The 19,836-nt window shown below is 46.3% G+C and carries 12 protein-coding genes and 1 tRNA gene; 9 read left to right on the top strand and 4 right to left on the bottom strand.

The features are described from left to right. Window positions 1-108 precede the first annotated feature (108 nt). The 4 genes from GKS34_RS18600 (at window position 109) to GKS34_RS18585 (ending at window position 7,440) form a co-directional block, all read left to right on the top strand. A complete protein-coding gene (locus tag GKS34_RS18600) occupies window positions 109-3,261 on the top strand; it encodes a phage tail tape measure protein (RefSeq protein ID WP_163386486.1) in 3,153 nt (1,050 codons plus the stop codon). A gap of 174 nt (window positions 3,262-3,435) precedes the next feature. Continuing rightward, entirely contained in the window at window positions 3,436-6,636 is a 3,201-nt protein-coding gene (locus GKS34_RS18595; RefSeq protein ID WP_163386485.1) for a type ISP restriction/modification enzyme, read from the top strand. A gap of 75 nt (window positions 6,637-6,711) precedes the next feature. Next, window positions 6,712-7,083: a hypothetical protein gene (locus tag GKS34_RS18590; RefSeq protein WP_163386484.1), complete on the top strand. Its 372-nt coding sequence runs from the start codon at window positions 6,712-6,714 to the stop codon at window positions 7,081-7,083. A gap of 66 nt (window positions 7,084-7,149) precedes the next feature. Continuing rightward, window positions 7,150-7,440, top strand: a complete 291-nt coding sequence (locus tag GKS34_RS18585; protein WP_163386483.1) for a hypothetical protein — start codon at window positions 7,150-7,152, stop codon at window positions 7,438-7,440. Here GKS34_RS18585 and GKS34_RS18580 read toward each other — a convergent pair. Beyond that, window positions 7,437-8,669 carry a site-specific integrase gene (locus GKS34_RS18580; RefSeq protein WP_163386482.1) on the bottom strand — a complete coding sequence of 411 codons (1,233 nt, stop codon included), beginning with the start codon at window positions 8,667-8,669 and terminating at the stop codon, window positions 7,437-7,439. The two genes, GKS34_RS18585 and GKS34_RS18580, sit on opposite strands and share 4 nt — an antisense overlap. Before the next feature lie 120 nt (window positions 8,670-8,789). Continuing rightward, window positions 8,790-8,862 (bottom strand) — tRNA-Gln (locus GKS34_RS18575). 351 nt (window positions 8,863-9,213) lie between these two features. On the opposite strand from GKS34_RS18575, the gene GKS34_RS18570 reads away from it, so the two are divergent. Beyond that, window positions 9,214-11,967, top strand: coding sequence for a TonB-dependent receptor (locus GKS34_RS18570; RefSeq protein WP_163386481.1), 2,754 nt, complete (start codon window positions 9,214-9,216; stop codon window positions 11,965-11,967). A 90-nt stretch (window positions 11,968-12,057) separates the two neighbouring features. On the opposite strand, the gene GKS34_RS18565 is transcribed toward GKS34_RS18570, so the two are convergent. Next, window positions 12,058-13,233, bottom strand: a complete 1,176-nt coding sequence (locus tag GKS34_RS18565) for a hypothetical protein (protein ID WP_163386480.1) — start codon at window positions 13,231-13,233, stop codon at window positions 12,058-12,060. 232 nt (window positions 13,234-13,465) lie between these two features. Between GKS34_RS18565 and GKS34_RS18560 the strand changes: the two genes are divergently transcribed. From GKS34_RS18560 to GKS34_RS18550, 3 genes are all read left to right on the top strand, one after another. After that, entirely contained in the window at window positions 13,466-14,035 is a 570-nt protein-coding gene (locus tag GKS34_RS18560; RefSeq protein ID WP_163386479.1) for a uracil-DNA glycosylase family protein, read from the top strand. 112 nt (window positions 14,036-14,147) lie between these two features. After that, window positions 14,148-15,491, top strand: coding sequence for a Gfo/Idh/MocA family protein (locus tag GKS34_RS18555; protein ID WP_240459364.1), 1,344 nt, complete (start codon window positions 14,148-14,150; stop codon window positions 15,489-15,491). Window positions 15,492-15,659: 168 nt separating this feature from the next. After that, a complete protein-coding gene (locus GKS34_RS18550) occupies window positions 15,660-17,429 on the top strand; it encodes a hypothetical protein (protein WP_163386477.1) in 1,770 nt (589 codons plus the stop codon). A 222-nt stretch (window positions 17,430-17,651) separates the two neighbouring features. Here the strand turns inward: GKS34_RS18550 and GKS34_RS18545 are convergent, their stop codons facing one another. Beyond that, on the bottom strand, window positions 17,652-18,746 hold the full coding sequence (locus GKS34_RS18545) for an alkene reductase (protein ID WP_163386476.1): 1,095 nt from the start codon (window positions 18,744-18,746) through the stop codon (window positions 17,652-17,654). Window positions 18,747-19,095: 349 nt separating this feature from the next. Here GKS34_RS18545 and GKS34_RS18540 point away from each other — a divergent pair, with 349 nt between their 5' ends. Continuing rightward, window positions 19,096-19,830 carry a DUF542 domain-containing protein gene (locus GKS34_RS18540; protein WP_163386475.1) on the top strand — a complete coding sequence of 245 codons (735 nt, stop codon included), beginning with the start codon at window positions 19,096-19,098 and terminating at the stop codon, window positions 19,828-19,830. Window positions 19,831-19,836 lie beyond the last annotated feature (6 nt).

Genomic DNA, 19,836 nt, shown 5'->3' with positions numbered 1-19,836 from the left:
ATGAAGAATGCCAAAAAAGGCACCGACGACTATGTCAATGCCAGCAAGCGCCTGAAGGAGGTCAAAGGACAGATCACCGGCCTGCGCAAAGAACTCGGCCTCTCCGGCATGACCATGACCCAGCTCAGCCGCTACCAGCGGGAGTTGCGCCGGGAGATCAGCACCACAGCCACCAAGGGCACGGCAGACTACAAGCGACTGAAGGCCGAACTCAATGACGTCAACCGCGAACTCCGGTCCCAGCGGGCGGAGCTGAATGGCACCAAAGGTTTTTGGGCAGATATGGGCCGGCAGCTAAAGCAGTTTGGCATTCTGGCCATTTCTGCACTGGGTGCCACGGCTTTCTTTACCCAGATCCAATCCATGATCGAAGGCTCCGCCCGCCTCTCCGACGCCCTGGCAGACGTACAGAAGACCACCGGCCTTACCGGTTACGAGATCGACACGCTCAATAAAAGACTGAAAGCCTTCAATACCCGAACACCCCGCGCCGAACTCCTCGGCCTGGCAGAGATCGCCGGTCGCCTGGGTATTACCGGAGTGAAGGACATCGAAGGATTTGTCCGGGCCGCAGATAAGATCAACGTGGCCCTGGGCGATGCCCTGGGTGATCCGGAGACGGTCATGCGGGAGCTGGGGAAACTCACCGAGACTTTTAATGTAAAGAATGTATACGGCATCGAGGATTCACTGCTAAAGGTCGGCTCAGCCATCAACGAGCTGGGCATGGCATCCACTGCCAATGAAGGCTACATGGTGGAATTTACCAAACGCCTGGGCGGTATCGCTCCATTGGCAGGCATCTCCATCGAGAATGTACTTGGTCTGGGTGCCACACTGGACAGCCTGGGACAGACGGCGGAAGTCTCCACCACGGCACTTTCCAAGCTCTTTATCGACATGGCCAAAAATGCCGAACAGTACGCCAAGTTTGCCCGGATGGAGGTAGCCGACTTTGTGGAGCTGATGAATACCGATGCCAACGAGGCTTTTCTCCGCATGCTGGAAGGAGTGAAGGATAATTCCGAAGGCATCACCGAACTGGCAGCCACCCTGGGCGACCTGGGTCAGGACGGCGGTAGGGTAGTAGGCGTACTCGGTACCCTGGCCAATAACGTGGAGAAGGTCCGCGAGCAACAGGAGATATCAAACGTGGCCTTTGAAAAGGGTACCTCCGTAGTGGATGAGTTCAACATCAAAAACGAAAACATGGCCGCCAACCTGGCCAAGGTCCAAAAGTGGCTGGCCGGGCTATTTGTCAATAGTACCATCATGTCAGGTATGGACCGTATGATCTCCCGCTTTGCGGATTGGATCGCCGTGCCCGTCTCCGAGACATTGGAAGCCGAGCGCATCGAGCTGATGAAGCTCCACACCCAGATCATCACCACCAACGAAGACAGTGAAAAGCGGGTAGAGCTGATCCGCGAACTCAAAAAGCAATACCCCGACTACCTCGGCCAGATCGATGCCGATACCGTTTCCAACGAACAGCTGACCATGGCCATCCGTGCGGCAAACGACCAGCTTATCAATAAGATCATCCTCCAGGAAAAAGACGAGGAGATCATGGAGCAGTCCAACGACGTGGCCCGCAAGAAAATACAGGCCATGGAGTCGGAAGACAAGATCCGTCAGCAGATGGTCAAACTCGCCGAACGCCACAACCTCACCATTCAGGAAGGCATCAGCCTGGAAGAGGCTGCCACCAAACTTGCCAATGAAGCTGGTACGAGATCCAGCGTTTGGGAACTGCTCAACCCTGGATCCAGCGAATCTCGTCAGCTCCTAGACGACCTGGCCACCTACCGGGCGCAGATGGAATCCCTCACTTCGCTCGAAGGCGAAAACAACGCCCTGCTCACCGCCCGAAATGACCTGATAGAGCGGCTTGGATTAAACATGGAAAAGGCCAGCCCAACCGTTCCCGGAACCGACCCGGAAGATCCTGCGGATGTGGATAAAGATGACCCCGATCCCACCGGTGTTCCAGGTGATCCGGAAGCCGCCAAAAAGAAGCTGGACCAGATGGCCGACCAGTGGGAATCCTACCAGCAAAAAATACGGGACCTTACCCGCCAGTACGAACTGGCCGGGATGGAAGACCAGCAGCGAGAGCTGGCGCAGGTCTGGGATCGCTATGCCATACTGGAAGAAGAACTCGTCCAGCACCTCACCAATAAGACCATCACAGAGGAAGAGTTTGTCGAAAAAGCCAAACAACTCGAAGAGCTGCGCGCCGCAGAACTGGCCAATATCCGCAGCAAGTGGAAGGAAAAGGAAAAAGAAGCCCGGGCAGCTGCCGAGCAGCAGATCACCGAAGCCACCTTGGAAGAAAAGGAGCTGGCCAAACTCAAAGTAAACCAACACTATGATGAGCTGCTTGCCCTGGCCCGTAAGTTTGGTTTGGACTCCGTAGGCATCGAAGAAGCCAGACGCCGGGAATTAAAAGACCTCCAGACCAAATACGACCAGCAGGAGGTTAACCAAAGCAGGGAAATTGCCGAAGCCAAAGTCATGATAGCCCAAAGCCTGGGGCAGGCACTGGGCGGAGTCATCGACTTTGTAGGCAATAAATCCGGTGAGCTGACGACATTCCAAAAGCTACTCGTCGGAGCCCAGATCGCAGCTGACACCGCAGCCTCCTTGGGAAGGATCGTTCCACTTGCTGCCGAAGCATCCGCCGGTACCGGACCAGCGGCCCCATTTGTATTTGCAGGCTATATTGCAGCCATGGGAGCCACCGTGCTGGGAGCCATCGGCAAAGCCAAACAGGCCCTATCCGAAAGCAACGTACCCGAGTGGAACAGTAGTTCTGGCGAAGAAAAGCGCGCCCCCCGAAGAGTCACCGCTCCCGTATCCTCCTATTATATGGGAGGCGACACAGGAAAGGGCAGCCTGGGCTACGGTGACCGCTACGGCGACTTTGCCGGATTTGTCCATAAGGACGAATATGTCGTACCTTCCTTTATTCGAAGCCACCCCTACGTAGCAGATGTGATGCCAGCTATTGAGGCCATCCGGCAGGAAAAGATTCGTGGATTCTATAGGGGCGGAGAGGCTAATAAAACCGATACCCGCCCCAGCCGATCCACCAGCACACCTGTAAGCAAAGCAGACCCCGAGATGCTATCCCTTCTAAAATCCATCGACAGCAAGCTCGATCGCATGCCCACCCGCATCAAAGCCTACCTGGTAGACAGCGAATGGCAGGAGTTCCGGGACCTCCGGGATGATCTGGAGGATCGGTATAGGAGTTGATAATTTCTAGTAATTTTTTGGAAATATTGGGCTAATGGGGCATATTGGGAATCGGGCACTTTTCTAACCCGTCCGAAACAAATCTCAGCTTATCAGACCGGAACAAACTTCCGGCAACTCCTGCCGCTGTACTGCATGACGGTAGGACTCTTTAGGCTGTAACCAACCCAATAGATGACAATAGACACCTACATTGAAAATCTGGATAAACGCTACCGCTTGGGCAATGCTACGGAGCATACTTTTCGCGGAGATCTACAACAGCTCCTCGAGAGCCTCACCCCATCCATCAGCGCAACCAACGAACCCAAACGGCAAAAATGCGGGGCGCCGGACTATATCCTTACCAAAAAAGATATACCGGTAGGCTTTATCGAAGCCAAAGACATCGGGGAAAAGGACCTCGACGGATCAAAAAAGACGGGAAACAAGGAGCAGTTTGACCGGTACAAGGCTTCGCTGAATAACCTGATCTTTACCGATTATATCCACTTCCACCTCTACCGGGAGGGGGAGTTTACCACAAAAATAGCCATCGGGGAAATCACAGACAAGGGCATACAACCCCTGCCGGAAAACTTTGCGGCCTTTGAAAACCTGATCCGGGACTTTAGTAGCCATGTGGGGCAGACGATCAAAAGCAGCAAGAAGCTGGCCGAAATGATGGCAGGAAAGGCCCGGCTGCTCTCCGATATCATCGGCAATGCGCTGACCTCTGACGAGGAAAACCAGGAAGACAGTACGCTTAAAGACCAAATGAAGGCTTTTAAGCAAATCTTGATCCACGACATTACGCCTAAAGGGTTCGCGGATGTGTATGCGCAAACCATCGCCTACGGGATGTTTGCCGCCCGGCTGCATGATCCCACGCTGGGAACCTTCAGCCGACAGGAGGCCGCGGAGCTGATCCCCAAATCGAACCCCTTCCTCCGGAAACTCTTCGGCTACATTGCCGGGCCGGATATCGACGACCGGATCAAGTGGATCGTGGATAGCTTGGCGGATATATTTCTCGCCTGCAACGTGGAAGAGATCCTAAAGAACTACGGGAAGTCTACGAAAATGGAGGACCCCATTATCCACTTCTACGAAACCTTCCTAAGCGAATACGATCCGAAGCTGAGGAAATCCCGCGGGGTATGGTATACCCCCCAGCCGGTGGTGGAATTTATCGTTAGGGCGGTAGATGATATCCTGAAGACGGAATTTGACCTGCCTGACGGGCTGGCCAATACAAGTACGACTCGGATCAAAGTCAATACCCAAACGGAGGACCGCCGATCGGCTACTGGCTACAAACAGGTGGAACAGGAAGTACACAGGGTGCAGATCTTGGATCCAGCTACCGGTACCGGTACCTTCCTAGCTGAGGTGGTAAAACATATACACAAGCAATTTGCCGGGCAAGAAGGCATCTGGAGCAATTACGCGGAGCGCCACCTGATTCCCCGACTCAATGGATTTGAGCTGCTGATGGCCAGCTATGCCATGGCACACCTGAAGCTGGACCTGCTGCTGACAGAAACTGGCTACAAGCCAACCAGTAACCAACGCCTACGCGTGTACCTGACCAATAGCCTGGAGGAACACCACCAGGACACAGGAACGCTCTTTGCCAGCTGGCTCAGTGCCGAAGCTAATGATGCGAACCATGTGAAACGGGACACGCCGGTGATGTGTGTGATTGGGAACCCGCCTTATAGTGGAGAGAGCGCAAATAAAGGAAAATGGATTATGGGGCTTATGGATGACTATAAAAAAGAACCTGGGGGAAAGATCAAGTTAAAAGAACAAAATTCAAAATTTATTAATGATGACTATGTCAAATTTATTCGCTACGGACAGCACTTTATAGAGAAAAATGGGAGCGGGCTTCTGGCATTTATTAACCCTCATGGATTTCTAGATAATCCAACTTTTAGAGGAATGCGCTGGAACCTTCTTAAAACGTATGATAAAATATTTACTATAGATTTACATGGTAATAGCAAAAAAAATGAAACTACACCGGACGGGAGCTTAGACTCCAATGTATTTGACATTATGCAGGGTGTCTCGATTAATATTTTCATTAAAAATGGTGCAAAGAAACCCAATGAATTAGGAAAGGTATTTCACTTTGATCTGTTTGGTACAAGAAATTTCAAATATGATTTCCTCAATCAGAAATCTTTAAAGAATATTGATTTCAATGCGTTGCCAAATATTGGGCCAAATTTTTTTATGGTTAAAAAAGATTTTGCCGAAATTGAAGCCTACAATCAAGGATTTTCATTAAATGAAATATATGAAATTAATTCGTTAGGCTTGTTGACAAAAAAAGATAACTTTATAACTTCGTTTGACAAGAAATTTATTGAAAAAAAATTACAAGAGTTTTTAAATAATTCAATAACTAATGAACAGCTAAGTTCTAGGTTTAATTTAAAACTTAAAGACAATGATAAATGGGATCTTGATAAAGCGAGAAAAAATCTCCAAAAAAATGGAATTTCACAAGGTAAATTTTTAAAGCAAAATTATAGATGTTTTGATGAACGGTGGATATACTATGATGGTGATTTTGTGGCTAGATTGAATACAAAAGTATTAAGCAATGTAAGTGAAGAGAGTCTCGCAATCATTTCAACCAGGCAGTTAGCCGGAAATGATTTCCACCATGTTTTTATTTCGAAAATAATTTCCGATCAATGCTTTATTTCAAATAAAACGAAAGAAGGTTGCCAAGTATTTCCTCTCTATCTTCACATTGACGGACACGGGCAACAGGCCATTGATGAATCCGGAAATAGAAAGCCTAACCTAAATATTCAAGTAGTCAGGAAAATTGAAAACCTAACCGGTTTAAGTTTCACCACAGAAAAGGAAACAACAGAAAAAACCTTTGCCCCAATTGATATTTTAGACTATGTCTATGCCGTCTTGCATTCCCCGAGTTACAGGCAGAAATACAAAGAGTTTCTTAAAATAGACTTTCCCAGAGTACCGTATCCCAAACATCCGGAGACCTTTTGGCAGCTAGTAAACCTTGGCGAAGAAATCCGGCAAATCCATCTGCTGGAAAGCCCTACTGTAAATCATTACATCACCCGATACCCAATAGATGGTAGCAATGAGGTGGTGAAGCCGCGGCTGGTCCCCGATGCGGAAGGAGATAATGGTAAGGTGTATATCAACGATACGCAGTATTTTAATGGAGTGCCTGTGCTTGCATGGAAGTTCTATATCGGTGGCTACCAACCGGCGCAGAAATGGCTCAAGGACCGGAAGGGCCGCTGCCTGGAATACGACGATATCCTGCACTACCAGAAAATAATCGTCGCCCTGACGGAAACTGATCGGCTGATGAAGGAGGTGGATAAGATTTCCATATGATTGGGTAAAAAAATAATCTCAATTATCGCTTTTACTGAATTTTGGTCATATACGTTTAAATTTTACCTAATAAACATGAGAGTTTTTACTACACCATTTTTCTTTTCAATTGTTTTTTTGCTACAAATTTCCTGTACACCAACAGAGGAAAAAATACAAGGCAACTGGATACTTCAATCTCAGGAACTACTTAATCTGAAGTCGAACACCAGAAAAAAACTTGATCCTCCAGATTTTAAGCTCCTTTCTATTATCGGCGATACCCTTTATTTAGACACGCAAAAATGCCTTTATTCATTTAAGGACGATGAGCTGGTTTTTTCTTGGGATCGAAAAATTTGCAGGTTTGAAGTTGTCGGCGAGCCGGCAAACTTCATGGCACTGATAAGTAAGACTTATGATCCGGACGGAATCACCACCATCTATTTTAAACGACACGAAGAATAGAGTACATTTTTTTCTTTGTCCGGATAATCCGATATTTACAACGCTGACCGTACTGAATTAATTGCAATGCATGTAGCCAACCCCATCGGGGTTTGCGGAGTGTGGGTGGAAGTCCCATGCATACATGCATTGCGCAGTATGGTCAGCCGTACCGTAAACCCCTTCCTTATGGAGAATTACAGCAAACTCTTATCAAAAGAAGACTTCGAGGTTATCAACGAACGCTTTGGCACCGATCTGGTCTACAATGATGCCAGGCACTATCGCGCCGGACAAGTCATCTGGAACCTATGGAAAAACCCCATGAATCCGGCAAACGTGATCGAAAAAAAGGAGGAGAAACCTAAAGAAGATTAATCTCCGGCCCCTGAGCCTGTCGAAGGGCAATCTCCTTCTACCTTGTCCGTGAAAAATGAAGAAATCCTCACCGACTCTTCTTTCTTACGCTGATCCCGGATTTTGATGTACTTCTCTGTCATCTTGGTACTGGTATGCCCCAGAAAGCTGGCCAGCACTTCCAGTTTACCGTCTTTTTCCATATACAGTGTGGCGAAGGTCTCCCTACCTACCTGGAAGCACAGATCAGCTTTGATCTTAAGGTGAGCAGCGATATCCTTTAGGATTTTGTTTTGTTTCTGCTCGCTGATCCCACAGAAAAGTGGAAACCTTCCAATCTCATCTACCTCATCGGCCACCAGATCGAGCGACTCTTTGGTTGCGGGCACCCGCACCCGGGTTCCAAACCTTCGGGTTTTGTACGGAATAAACTGGTAAAAGGCCCCATCAATCCAGTCCATATCCACCCTCCGGATATCACCATGCCGCATACCCGTACAGCAGCAGAACAGAAAGGCCCTTAATACCTGCCGCTGCGTTGGAGGGATCTCGGCACTATTATAATACACCACCAGATCCCGGAATTGCTGCAAGGTTAGCGGCTGGAACCTGCCCATCTCCGTTTTTGCCCGGTAAAAATCATAGGGATTGATAAAACTAATCCGTTCCTTTTTGGCCAGATTCAAATAAGTTTTGATATTCCGATGCTGCCCCCAGCGTGCATTCAGCGACTGGCTCCCGGTCTCCCTGCGAAGAAATCGGTCAAACTCCTCCGCCGTCTTTTCGTGAAAATCAGAAAAGGAAAAGGTCTTTCGCCAGGCTTTTAGGTGATTCAGCGTAACGGTATGGGATTTTTTCGTGCCCAGGCTTATTTCCCGGTACTTCACCCGCTCCTGGATCTTCTGCTCCATAAAAATCAAAAAGTCATCCTTATTAAGATTGCTGCTATACTCCTTTACCAGCAACGCTGCAGAAATGCTTTTTCTCCGGAGTCGGTATTCGATCAGAATTTCATTTGCCCTGGACACCGCATCCCGGATGATCAGGTTGGTATCATCACAAGCCCGGTCAGATTTTGAGCGAGGTTTACAAACCTGGTTTTTTTCGTCCCAGTATTCCGGAAACCAGTCGACCTTAAGAGGAATTTTTTTGGATTGCCTGTTAATGATCACCCGCAGATACAGGGCAGCCTTCCCGGATTTTTTAACCCAGGATTCATTGATAATTACTTTTAGCGATGATGAATGCATAGGTAAAATAATTTGGCAACAATTTGCCAACACAAGCCGCGAAAAATAATTGATGAAAGCAGGCGAGTACTCCAAGGAAGGGCCTTTAAAGACCCCTCCGTGAAGATTTGTCATTTTATGTTGGCCGACCAGGGCTCGAACCTGGACTCTTCTGGACCAAAACCAGACGTGTTGCCAGTTACACCATCGGCCAAACTGATCCCTTTTCGCTAAGGTGTCACAAATGTAGCCGAACTTTCTTTTTAATGCAAATGCCTCTCTCAGGAATTTTATTTTTTTGCTTTTAACCAGCTAATTGTCAGAAAGAAATTTTGTACCTACTCTTTTTTTCTCCCTGCCGGATATAAATGCTTTCATAAAAATACGCTTGTTTTTTTAAAATTTTCTTTTTCGAAACGACCATTTTTAATTAAATGAATAATTGACCATATACATTAATCTTGCCCGCATTGGCATAATAGAATTTTGCCGGGCAGGTATTTCTGTTCAATTTTCCATTCAATATTTCGATATCATTCCTTCTTGTTTGAAAAAAAATAGTACCATGTCCTTCAAATCACCACTTTTCATTTTTATTGTGCTGATCACAGCAACCTCATCACTTTTCGCTCAGCAAAACTATTCCGGAACCATTATAGACAGCCAAACCAAGGAGCCCCTATTTGGCGCCTATGTCTATCTAAAAAATAGCGATGGAGAAACACTGAGCTCTACCTATACGGATTTTGACGGAATATTTGAAATCAAAAAGCCCGGAAAAAACGAGTTTCTGGTGGAGGTATCCTTTATCGGGTACCAAACCCTACAACAGAAAATGACCGCTCCCCAGGGAAACGATTTGGGAACATTTGAATTGGTAAGTGACGGACAGGAGATGGAGGCGTTTGAACTTTCTGCCGATGCCCTTACCGGAGAGGTGAGGGGTGATACCGTTGCTTTCAATGCCAATGCATTCAAGACCCGGCCGCAGGCGGATGCTGATGAATTGGTACGTAAAATGCCGGGGGTGGTCATTCAAAACGGCGTGATAGAAGTACAGGGAGAAGAAGTTATGGAAGTGCTGGTCGACGGTAGACCCTTTTTTGGAGACAATCCTGCAGCCGCCCTTAAAAACCTTCCGGCCCAGGTAGTGCTGAAAATCGAATTCCTGGATCAAAAAAGTGACGAAGCCAGGCTGACCGGATTTGACGATGGGGAAACTACGAAAACCATCAATATCATCACCAAACCAGGAATGCGGGCAGGTAGATTTGGAAAGTTTTATGGGGGATACGGCACCGATAACAATTACATCGCCGGTGGCAACATGAATTTTTTCAATGAAGCACAACGCCTTTCTATTTTGGGATTGAGTAATAATATTAATCAGCAAAATTTCGGAGAGGATGACCTTGGAAACCTCAACAGCGACGACAGTCGCAGGGGAGGAAACGAACTTGCTGTAGGCGAGTTGCCGGGAATTACCAATACCAACGCAGTAGGGGTTAACTTTTCTGACGAATATCAGGACGAAAAACTGAAAGTTACCGGAAATTACCTCTTTAACGACCGCGACAATGTGCTTACCCGAAGCTCTTCGCGGGAATACATTTTGCCCAACGATAGCCTGCAGCTGTACAATGAGGATAGAAATAACCAGACTCGAACCCAAAGTCACCGCATGAGTGCGCGAGTAGATTATAACATAAACGAACGTCACGCCCTTATATTGAGACCCAGATTAGGTTTGGATTACCGGAAATCGACAACCATTCGGGATGCCTATAACCTGTTTGATGAAGCCACCCCCATTAGCAGAAACCAAAATACCACCGTATCGGAACGGCAATCCTTCAATTTTAGAAACTCCTTGAATTACCGGTATAATTTCACCAAAGAAGGGAGGACATTATCTACCTATATTTATACCAGTACCTATGATAGCGACAGCAAATCGGATCTGGTAGCGGTGAACGAAAATTTCCAAACTGCCAATGTAGATTCCCTTATCCAATTCAGGAATAACCTCTACTCTAGTTTTTATTACAGCACAGGGATAAGCTATTTTGAACCGATTAGCGAACGCTCCCGGTTGAGAGTTGGGTATCGGCTATCAAACAACGCCTCCGATACCGATCAGGAAGTGGAAATTCAGGAAGCCGAAACCGACTTTGTCCGGCTGGACAGTGCCCTGACCAACCGCTTCGAAAATCAATACATGACCCATAGAGGCAGGCTGGGATACAGTTACAAATCCGAAAAACTGTCCATCTACAGCACGGTCAGTTACGAATCTGCGAACATAGACAGCGATCGGCTTTTCCCGGGATTTGAAAATACCAAGAGGAGCTTTTCCAATATACTTCCCAGGGTAGTGGTTAATTACGATCTGGGGGAGTTCAGTAATATGCGTGTGGATTACAATACGGATACCGATGCCCCTTCCATCCGGCAATTGCAGGATGTTATCAGCAATGCCAACCCCCTGCAAATCTCCAACGGAAATCCGGATTTGAATCAGGAATACAGTCACCGACTTTTTACCCGTTTTCGAAAAATCAATCCGGAAACAAACCGATCCCTGATGTTCTTTCTGTATGGTAACATCCGGAATAACTACATAGGGAATGAAACATTTGTAGCCGCAAAAGATACCTTGATTCAAAAAGACGTGTTGCTCGTACAGGGCGGGCAATACACCCGGCCGGTAAATCTGGACAATTACTACGTATTTCGATTGTATGGAAGTTATGGATTCCCTCTGAAGTTCATGAAAAGTAACCTGAATATCAATTCTTCCTATACCGTCCGAAACAGGCCGGGAATAATCAACGGCCAGAAAAACTACAATACCAACAGTACCTTTAGTCAGGGAATCAACCTGAGCAGTAATATAAATGACAGGATTGACTTTAACCTTTCCAGCAGAGGGAGTTTTAATACCGTAAGGAGTAGTCTTCAGGAAGATCTGGAAAACAATTATTACACCCACCGGACCCGTGCTGACCTCTTTTGGAATTTTCTGGGAGGGGTTTTTGTGGGTGGCAGTGTCAATCACCAGATTTATTCGGGGCTGGGGGAAGGCTTTGATAGGAGCATCATGCTGGTAAATCTGGACCTGGGGTACCGAATCCCACCCAGCAATAAAACTGAAATCAAGCTAACGGTCTTTGACCTGATGAATCAAAATGTAAGCATCGACCGAAACGTGACAGATGTGTACGTGGAGGACGAACGCACCCAGGTATTGCGGCAATTCGTTATGCTCACCGTCACCTATAACCTAAGAAGGTTTGGCGGGTACGACATGGCGCTATAATCTACAAAGAAGCGGTTGAAAATGTGTAAACAGGCCATTGGTCGGTTCTTATCAGTGACTATCCAGGTAGGCGAACCTGGAATGATTCGCTTATTCCATTTCTGTAATTTCAACTTTGTAAATTTTAACAAAATCTTCTTCCACTTCCGAATTGAATCTGGAAAGCCACCAGAGGTATCCATCTCGCACCAAAAATTGCCGGTGGTCCAGGGATTCGGGGAGACTGAGTTTTTGAATGCCTTCTCCCTGATGATCCATCAGGAATAGGGCAGGAGGGTATTTATCCGCTATGGCTTCCCTGAAAGCACTGTAATCCTCCCGGTTATCGATCGTCAGGTACCGTTCCCGGTCGGCAAAATCATATCCGGGACTAAAAGAGCTGAGCAGGTAATCTTTATAAACTTTAAGGGTATGTGTTCTGCCAGCCGATTCATCGTAAGCAATGGATTTAGGATCCGCCCTGGTCCGTTCTATCCCCTGGCCTGCATTGTAATCGGGATAGGCAATGGGTTTTCGTTCTAACAGCCGGTGTGGTGCTTTGATATCATATACGTTGAGGTGGGGATCCGTCCCGGCAATAACCAGGAGTTTATCCTCCAAAATGGTAAAACTGGGACTCATTTCCGGAATTTCAAAGGCTTTGCCGCTGGTTCGGAAAGGGCTTTCTTCTTCCAGATGGATGATCCGCTCGGCAGACCCTTTTTCGGGATCAAATTTTACCAGCAGTTGAAATTGATCGTAGTATTCATCCTGCGTTTTGTTGTATTGACCTCGGGCAACCAAACCCTTTTGGTAAAATATTCCTTCGTGTTCCATTAATTCCGAGTCGGCTGCTGCACGCCCACCAAAGAAAGGAACATCTTCCTGAAATTTCCGGTGGCTGGCAAGCTTACCCTCGGCATCAAATTCAAAAAATCCCATGTGCGAAACAAGGGAAATGTGATCGTTGTCCTTTATACGGGCGGGACTCCATAAATATCCCCCATAACTGCCTTTATCATCGCCCTGTTTATCCAGTTTTAGCACATGGTTTCCTTCAAAATCGGTCAGTAAGATGATGCCTCTTTGCCTGTCGTGAAGCAGCACCCGCTTCCGGGCAGGATCCGCATCCATTAAATCCAGCAATCCGGCATATTCGACTCGAATGCTATCGATTATTTCCAGGGAAAAGGACGGGGTATCCTCCTTTTTTTCCTGCTGGCAAGAGAAAGCCAAAAGGGCAAAAATACAGGAAAAAAAAGGCACGGGATTTTGAAAGTATTTCATATGTTTATAATTGTCTTTAAGCGGCCATATGGAATCTCGCATGGCTTATAATCATCCCAGTGTGTGACGGGTACGTCATGCTCGGTTTCATGGTCTTATTTTTTTGAACTAATCTAATAATTAAACTTGTAAATATCAAGCTGTCAGTGAATTATTTACTCAGTAGTCCATTTTTGGTCAGGGAAAGTAGGTCGGTTGCTGTTTATGGATATATGCTTACATTTGGGCTATCATGAAAGAACTTTTGGAAACCATAAAAGGATGTACCCTCTGTGAGGCCCACCTTCCGTTGGGTCCCAACCCGGTACTGGCGGCCAGCAGGAGCAGTAGTGTACTCGTAATTGGTCAGGCCCCGGGCACCAAGGTTCATGCTACCGGCATTCCCTGGAATGATGCCAGCGGAAAGGAATTGAGACGATGGCTGGGAGTAAGCCCTGAGTTATTTTATGATCCGGCCATTTTTGGAATCGTGCCCATGGGCTTTTGTTATCCAGGAAGGGGCAAAGGGGGAGATTTGCCGCCACGACCGGAATGTGCGCCAACATGGCATCCCGCTTTGTTGGAAAAAATGCCTGGCATCAAGCTTAAACTCCTGATCGGGCAGTATGCTCAACGTTATTATCTGGGAAAAGAGCGGAAGAAAAACCTGACCGAAACGGTTCGGGATTTTCGTGACTACCTACCTGAATTTTTTCCATTGGTTCATCCTTCTCCGCGAAATAAATTGTGGCAGAAAAGAAACCCCTGGTTTGAGGAAGAAGTGGTGCCTGCCCTCCGGAATCAAATGGAGTCTATTTTGTAAAGTTTGGATGGTTAGTATTTCCTACCAATCGGCTGGGTTTTTACCAAGTATTTTTTGTTTCTATTGACAAATAGCCTTATTTTCCGAAATGAAAAATTCCAGACGTTCATTCATGAAAAAAGCAGCTTTTGTGACCGGTGCTACCTTTGGTATTCCGAATTTTATACCTGCAGCTGCTTTGGGAAGGGACGGGTTTGTACCTCCCTCAGATCGTATAAACATGGCTTTTATCGGTGCCGGAAATCAGGCAGGAAACGACGTGCAGGGGTTTTTGCCGGACAAGCGGGTACAGATTACGGCCATTTGTGATGTGAATAAAAAAAGCACGGGATACTGGAATGGCAAGGTTGCTGGTCGGGAATACATTCAGCAAGTGGTGGATGAGTATTACTCCGAAAAACAAGGGAAGTCATATCGATCTGCCGAAGGCTATACCGATTTCAGGGAAGTCTTGCAAAACAAATCCATAGATGCTGTAGAAGTGGTCACTCCGGACCATTGGCACTCCATACCAGTGATGATGGCCGCAGCTGCAGGGAAGCATATTTACTGTCAAAAACCGCTTTCCCTGACCGTGGAAGAGGGGCGGGCCATGAGTGATGCAGTGAAAAAACATGGCGTTACCTTTCAGACCGGAAGTCAGCAACGATCCAGTCATCATTTCAGAAAGGTTTGCGAGCTGGCTAGAAATGGTCGTTTGGGACAACTTCATACCGTTATTTGCGGGCTTCCGGGGGGCACTCCGGATTTTGGTAAAACAGGGCATTTAACGGAAACCGTTCCCGTACCTGCAAACTTTGATTACGACATGTGGCTGGGACCGGCACCGGAAGCTCCCTATAGCCCTTGCCGCACCCACGTCAATTACCGTTGGGTAATGGATTATTCCGGAGGTAATGTAACCGATTGGGGAGGCCATCACCCGGATATCGCCCAGTGGGGCATGGGGATGGATCACACCGGTCCGGTAAAAATTCAAAATGCCCAGGCCGTATGGTCGGATCACCCGGTTTGGAATACCGCTGTGCGATTTTATTTCGAGTGTATTTATGAAAATGGGGTAAAACTGATCGTCCAGAGTGACAAGGATTTTGGGGTGACTTTTCAAGGTTCTGAAGGATCGGCATGGGCAACTCGTGGAGACCACAAAACCAATCCTGAAGGATTGATCGACTCGGTCACAGGGCCGGGAGAAACGTCACTTTATGTTAGTGATAACCATTACCAAAATTTTATCGATTGTATTCTCTCCGGGGAAGAGACCATCGCGCCGGCAGAAGTGGGACACCGCTCGATAACCCTGGCTCATTTGGGCAATATCGCCATGATGCTGGAACAAGATCTGGATTGGGATCCGGTTCAGGAACGGTTTATTGGGAATTTTGCGGCCAATCAATTGTTGGGTAGAAATATGAGAGAACCCTGGGGATCCCTTTATCAAAGTTTACGGGTCTAGGATGGGTTACTAACATCAGATTTTTATTGGCAGGGTGTTTTTCCTGACTAAAGTCAGTTCGTCGCATGAGGATTTTTAGGTTTTTTGGTGGGTTAAGGAAGTAATTTTGCAGTTCCACTCTTTTTAATTGATAGAAAGAGAATCAGTTACCGTATCAAATTACCGTTTATGTCCATGATTCATAGCTTTCATATCCCGGTTATGGGATTGGGATTTACTGTTGACAGCCCATTAAAAGTGGCCCGTTTCGGAATATCTTCTGTGGTATCCATTATGGATGACCAATTGTTGGAGGATATGCGAAGAATTTACTCCCGCAAACTAGTAATTCCATATTTTCAAATTGAAGATAAAGAACCCGATGCCCGTGCAAAGCGGGTCAAAGCATACTTAAACTTTTTACAATCTGTTGTAAACGAGCAGGTTAAAAAAATGAAGAAAGAAGCCTTTGGTGAGGGAAACGAAATTGACACCTATTTTGAATTATTGCCGGAAGGCCATCCGTTAAATTGCCTGTATTCCCGGATGCAGCATGCCTTCGGTTCGGAAAAATTGACTTTACAGGAGGAACTGAGAAAAGAAATCGTACCGGGAAACATTGATGTGAACATCATGACGAAGGTCGATAAAATCAATTACGCAAAGGATGGACAGGCCTTACCCCGGGAATATTCCGATGCTCTGGCGGCTTTGCGAGGATTTGCACAGAGTGATGTGAACGGAGGCGTGGTATTTTCTGCAGGAATGAATCCAGCCTTGTACAGTTATGCCGTGGAGTTTTCCGATTTCTTTCCCGATCAGGATGGGATCATTAAAAAACCCATTATCCTGAAAGTTTCGGATTACCGGTCAGCCCTGATTCAAGGAAAATTCCTTGCAAAAAAGGGGCTGTGGGTATCGGAGTTTCGCATTGAATCTGGCTTGAATTGTGGAGGTCATGCCTTTGCTACCGATGGGTTTCTGGCCGGCCCCATTCTGGAATCGTTCAAGCAAAATAAGGCTGACCTTCGAAATGAACTGGTTGAAATTTGTCAACAGGCATTACAACAAAAAAACATACCCCAGCTACCGAAAAGTATCCGGCCAAAAATTACATACCAGGGTGGAATAGGGACTGCAGAAGAGAATCAAATGCTGCTGCAAACCTACGATCTGGATGGTACCGGATGGGGGAGTCCCTTTTTATTGGTTCCCGAAGCAACCAGTGTGGATAAGGAGACCTTGGATCGCTTGCTAAAAGCCAAAAAGTCGGATTTTTACCTAAGTCGTGCCTCTCCCTTGGGCGTTCCCTTCAATAATCTCCGGACCAGTAGCGGTGAGGAGCAGCGAAAAGGACGTATTGATAAGGATCGACCCGGAAGTCCCTGTTACAAAAAATTACTTGCTTCCAATACGGAATTTACCGAAAAGCCAATTTGTACCGCCTCCAGACAGTACCAGCTTTTGAAAATCAAGCAAAGGGAAGCGGGTGGAATTTCTGCTTCAGCCCTGGAGGAAATTTTGGAAAAGGACTGTCTGTGTGAGGGACTGGGTGCACCGGCCATACTTGCCAGTGGGGAAACACCCAGAAGAAACCTGAAAGCAGTCACCATTTGCCCTGGTCCTAACCTTGCCTATTTCAAAGGGGCTTTCAGCCTTAAGGAAATGGTGGATCACATTTATGGGAAGATGCAACTCAATCTGGACAGCGAGCGGCCTCATGTGTTCCTTAAGGAATTGCAGCTGTACATTCAGCATTTAAAAGCTGAAATCGAGGCGGCAGTACCTGAGAATGCGAGGAAATTTGAGAGCTATGTGGAAAAATTCCGGAAAAACCTTTCCGAGGGAATCAGCTACTATCAGGAATTGAAATCTATCTGGTCGCTAGAGAACGAAAAGATGCTGGAGAAATTAAAAGAACAGGTATCCGGATTGAAATGGGAATTGGAGCAGGTCTGAAAATTAAACACCAAGCAAAGCGATTCGCTATGTTATTCCAGGAAGATTACCGACAGAGATCCTTCCTTTGACGGGAGTCTAAGAAAGGATCTAAAGACTAAAAGAGACTATTGAAAGTCATGCTTCGAGCTAATTAAAAAACCCCAGTAAGGAAATTAATCCAGACTGGGTTTTTAAGTTTTGTATTCTTTATCTGGATCGACCACCAGGGGGATATTCCCTCTATTCTGCCATTGGTGGATAATCGGTATATCCTTTAGGGCCCTGAGTATAGAATGTGTCTTTATCCCATTCTGCCAGGGGAGCATTTTTTGCGATACGGTCGACCAGATCGGGATTGGATACATAGAGTTTGGCAAAAGCGACGGCATCGGCCAGGCCTTCTTTTAGGTATAGGTTTCCTTTTTCCCGGTCAAAACCTCCGTTGATGATCAGATTTCCCTGGTATTTGGGACGGTATCGTTTGGCGATTTGAGTTTCTGCATGAGGTAACTCCGAAACATCCGTGAACGGTTCGGAAAGATGCAGGTAAGCCAAATCATAGGAATTCAGTTTTTCTACAATATAGTCAAAGGTAGGAATGGTTTCTTCATCCAGTGTCATTCCGAAAAGTCCATGTAAGGATGGGTTTAACCTGACACCTATGCGGTTTTCAGGATGTACCTCCTTCACAGCGTCAATTATTTCAAACAAGATTCTGGCACGGTTAGTGATGCTGCCCCCGTACTCATCCGTTCGGACATTGGAGGTGCGGCTAAAGAATTGGTGCAGCAAATACCCATTCGATGAATGGATTTCTACCCCATCAAAGCCTGCTTCCAGGGCATTTTTGGCCCCGTTTTGGAAATCTGAAATGGTTTGCTTGATTTCCTCCCGGCTCATTTCTTTGGGTGTGACCGTTTCTTTAAATCCTTCGGGAGTAAACGCTTTGGATTCAGGATTAATTGGGGAGGGCGCAAGCGGCAGCTCTCCTCCGTGAAAATCCGGGTGGGAAATCCTTCCTACGTGCCACAGTTGGATGAAAATCCTACCACCTTCTTCATGTACGGCCTGGGTGACCTTTTTCCATCCCTCTATCTGTGCTGGAGTATGAATACCGGGGGTATGAATGTAGCCTACCCCTTTCTCTGAAATTTGAGATCCTTCTGTTATAATCAATCCGGCAGTTGCCCGCTGTCGGTAGTAGGTGACATGCAGATCAGTAGGTGCCTTTTCCGGATTATCGGCGCGGCTCCGGGTCATGGGTGCCATTATTACCCGATTGCGAAGTTCCATATCCGCCATGGTCCAATTTTCTAATAGGGGAGTAGTTTTCATTTTTATTGATTAGTTAGTATTTAAATTTCCTTTTAGTATAGCTGCTTTCATGCCAAAAACTTTTTGATGTTTAATTTAATGGATGCAGGCTAAAACCATGTGTATACAACATATGTAGATACATTATAAGTTCTGCTTACTTATGATATTTTTTGGCACAAGAGGAAATTGAATTTTTAAATAAATGATAATTAATTGATTATAAAGTAATTGAGTACGCTCATTAAAAAAGGATAAAAAAGTCCTTTTTTTTCGAAAAAATGTTAACTTTGAAACATTAAAGGGTTGTTTTTCCCACAATTATATTTCCTGAGAAAGCAGTCATTGTCAAATTAAATTACCTCTGAAAATGGATTTTGATTTCCGAACCTTCTCCGTGGGCGACCTGGTCGCCGCAGATTCCAGAGTAGCCGTAGTGCTTGATGCCTATGGCATCGATTATTGTTGTCATGGAAATGAACCTTTAGCGGAAGTTTGTAAAAGGTTATCCATTTCAAGTGAGGGTTTGGCCAGGCACCTGAAGATTCATTTAAGGAATCAATCTTCTCCTAAATTTTATTTTGATTTCTGGCCTATGGGGCTTTTGGCTTCCTATATCGAAAGAAAGCACCACCGTTTTATCAAAGTCCAGGTACCATTGCTTGTCCGTCTTTTTAATGAAGCCATGGAACATCCCTCCGAAAGTGCGGGCTCTCTTCCAGAGCTAAGGGAGATTTTTTGGAAGGTAGCAGAAGATCTTTTGGATCATGTAGCCAGAGAAGAGCGGATCCTCTTCCCTTATTTGCGAAAGATGGAGACAAACGATAGGGGAGAAATTCCATTTGCTGCATCCCATTTTGATACGGTACGTGAATCCATTGTCACCTTATTTCGGGAGCATCATAAAGAAGGAGCCTGTTTGCAGGATTTGCGAAGCGTCACGAACGGTTACAAGCTGTCTATCCATTCCAGTTATTGGGAACGCCTTATTTATCCTCAGTTGGAAGCTTTCGACAAGGATATGAAAACACACCTCCACCTGGAAAACAACATTTTATTTCCCAAGGCTCTTTCAGCAGCTGAGAATGTTTCTTCCTTGGTATAAATGTAA

Origin of the sequence: Cyclobacterium jeungdonense (assembly GCF_010994275.1) — a bacterium.
In the GTDB taxonomy this organism is placed as follows: Bacteria; Bacteroidota; Bacteroidia; order Cytophagales; family Cyclobacteriaceae; genus Cyclobacterium; species Cyclobacterium jeungdonense.
Note: the sequence above shows the minus strand (reverse complement) of the source record. Positions and strands in the feature narration are given on the sequence as shown.

Coding starts and splice junctions, on each gene's coding strand:
- GKS34_RS18595 (WP_163386485.1), top strand. CDS start 3,436: ATGACAATAGACACCTACATTGAAAATCTGGATAAACGCTACCGCTTG.
- GKS34_RS18570 (WP_163386481.1), top strand. CDS start 9,214: ATGTCCTTCAAATCACCACTTTTCATTTTTATTGTGCTGATCACAGCA.
- GKS34_RS18550 (WP_163386477.1), top strand. CDS start 15,660: ATGTCCATGATTCATAGCTTTCATATCCCGGTTATGGGATTGGGATTT.
- GKS34_RS18580 (WP_163386482.1), bottom strand. CDS start 8,669: ATGCATTCATCATCGCTAAAAGTAATTATCAATGAATCCTGGGTTAAA.
- GKS34_RS18600 (WP_163386486.1), top strand. CDS start 109: ATGACCATGACCCAGCTCAGCCGCTACCAGCGGGAGTTGCGCCGGGAG.
- GKS34_RS18590 (WP_163386484.1), top strand. CDS start 6,712: ATGAGAGTTTTTACTACACCATTTTTCTTTTCAATTGTTTTTTTGCTA.
- GKS34_RS18555 (WP_240459364.1), top strand. CDS start 14,148: ATGAAAAAAGCAGCTTTTGTGACCGGTGCTACCTTTGGTATTCCGAAT.
- GKS34_RS18585 (WP_163386483.1), top strand. CDS start 7,150: ATGCATGTAGCCAACCCCATCGGGGTTTGCGGAGTGTGGGTGGAAGTC.
- GKS34_RS18540 (WP_163386475.1), top strand. CDS start 19,096: ATGGATTTTGATTTCCGAACCTTCTCCGTGGGCGACCTGGTCGCCGCA.
- GKS34_RS18545 (WP_163386476.1), bottom strand. CDS start 18,746: ATGAAAACTACTCCCCTATTAGAAAATTGGACCATGGCGGATATGGAA.
- GKS34_RS18565 (WP_163386480.1), bottom strand. CDS start 13,233: ATGAAATACTTTCAAAATCCCGTGCCTTTTTTTTCCTGTATTTTTGCC.
- GKS34_RS18560 (WP_163386479.1), top strand. CDS start 13,466: ATGAAAGAACTTTTGGAAACCATAAAAGGATGTACCCTCTGTGAGGCC.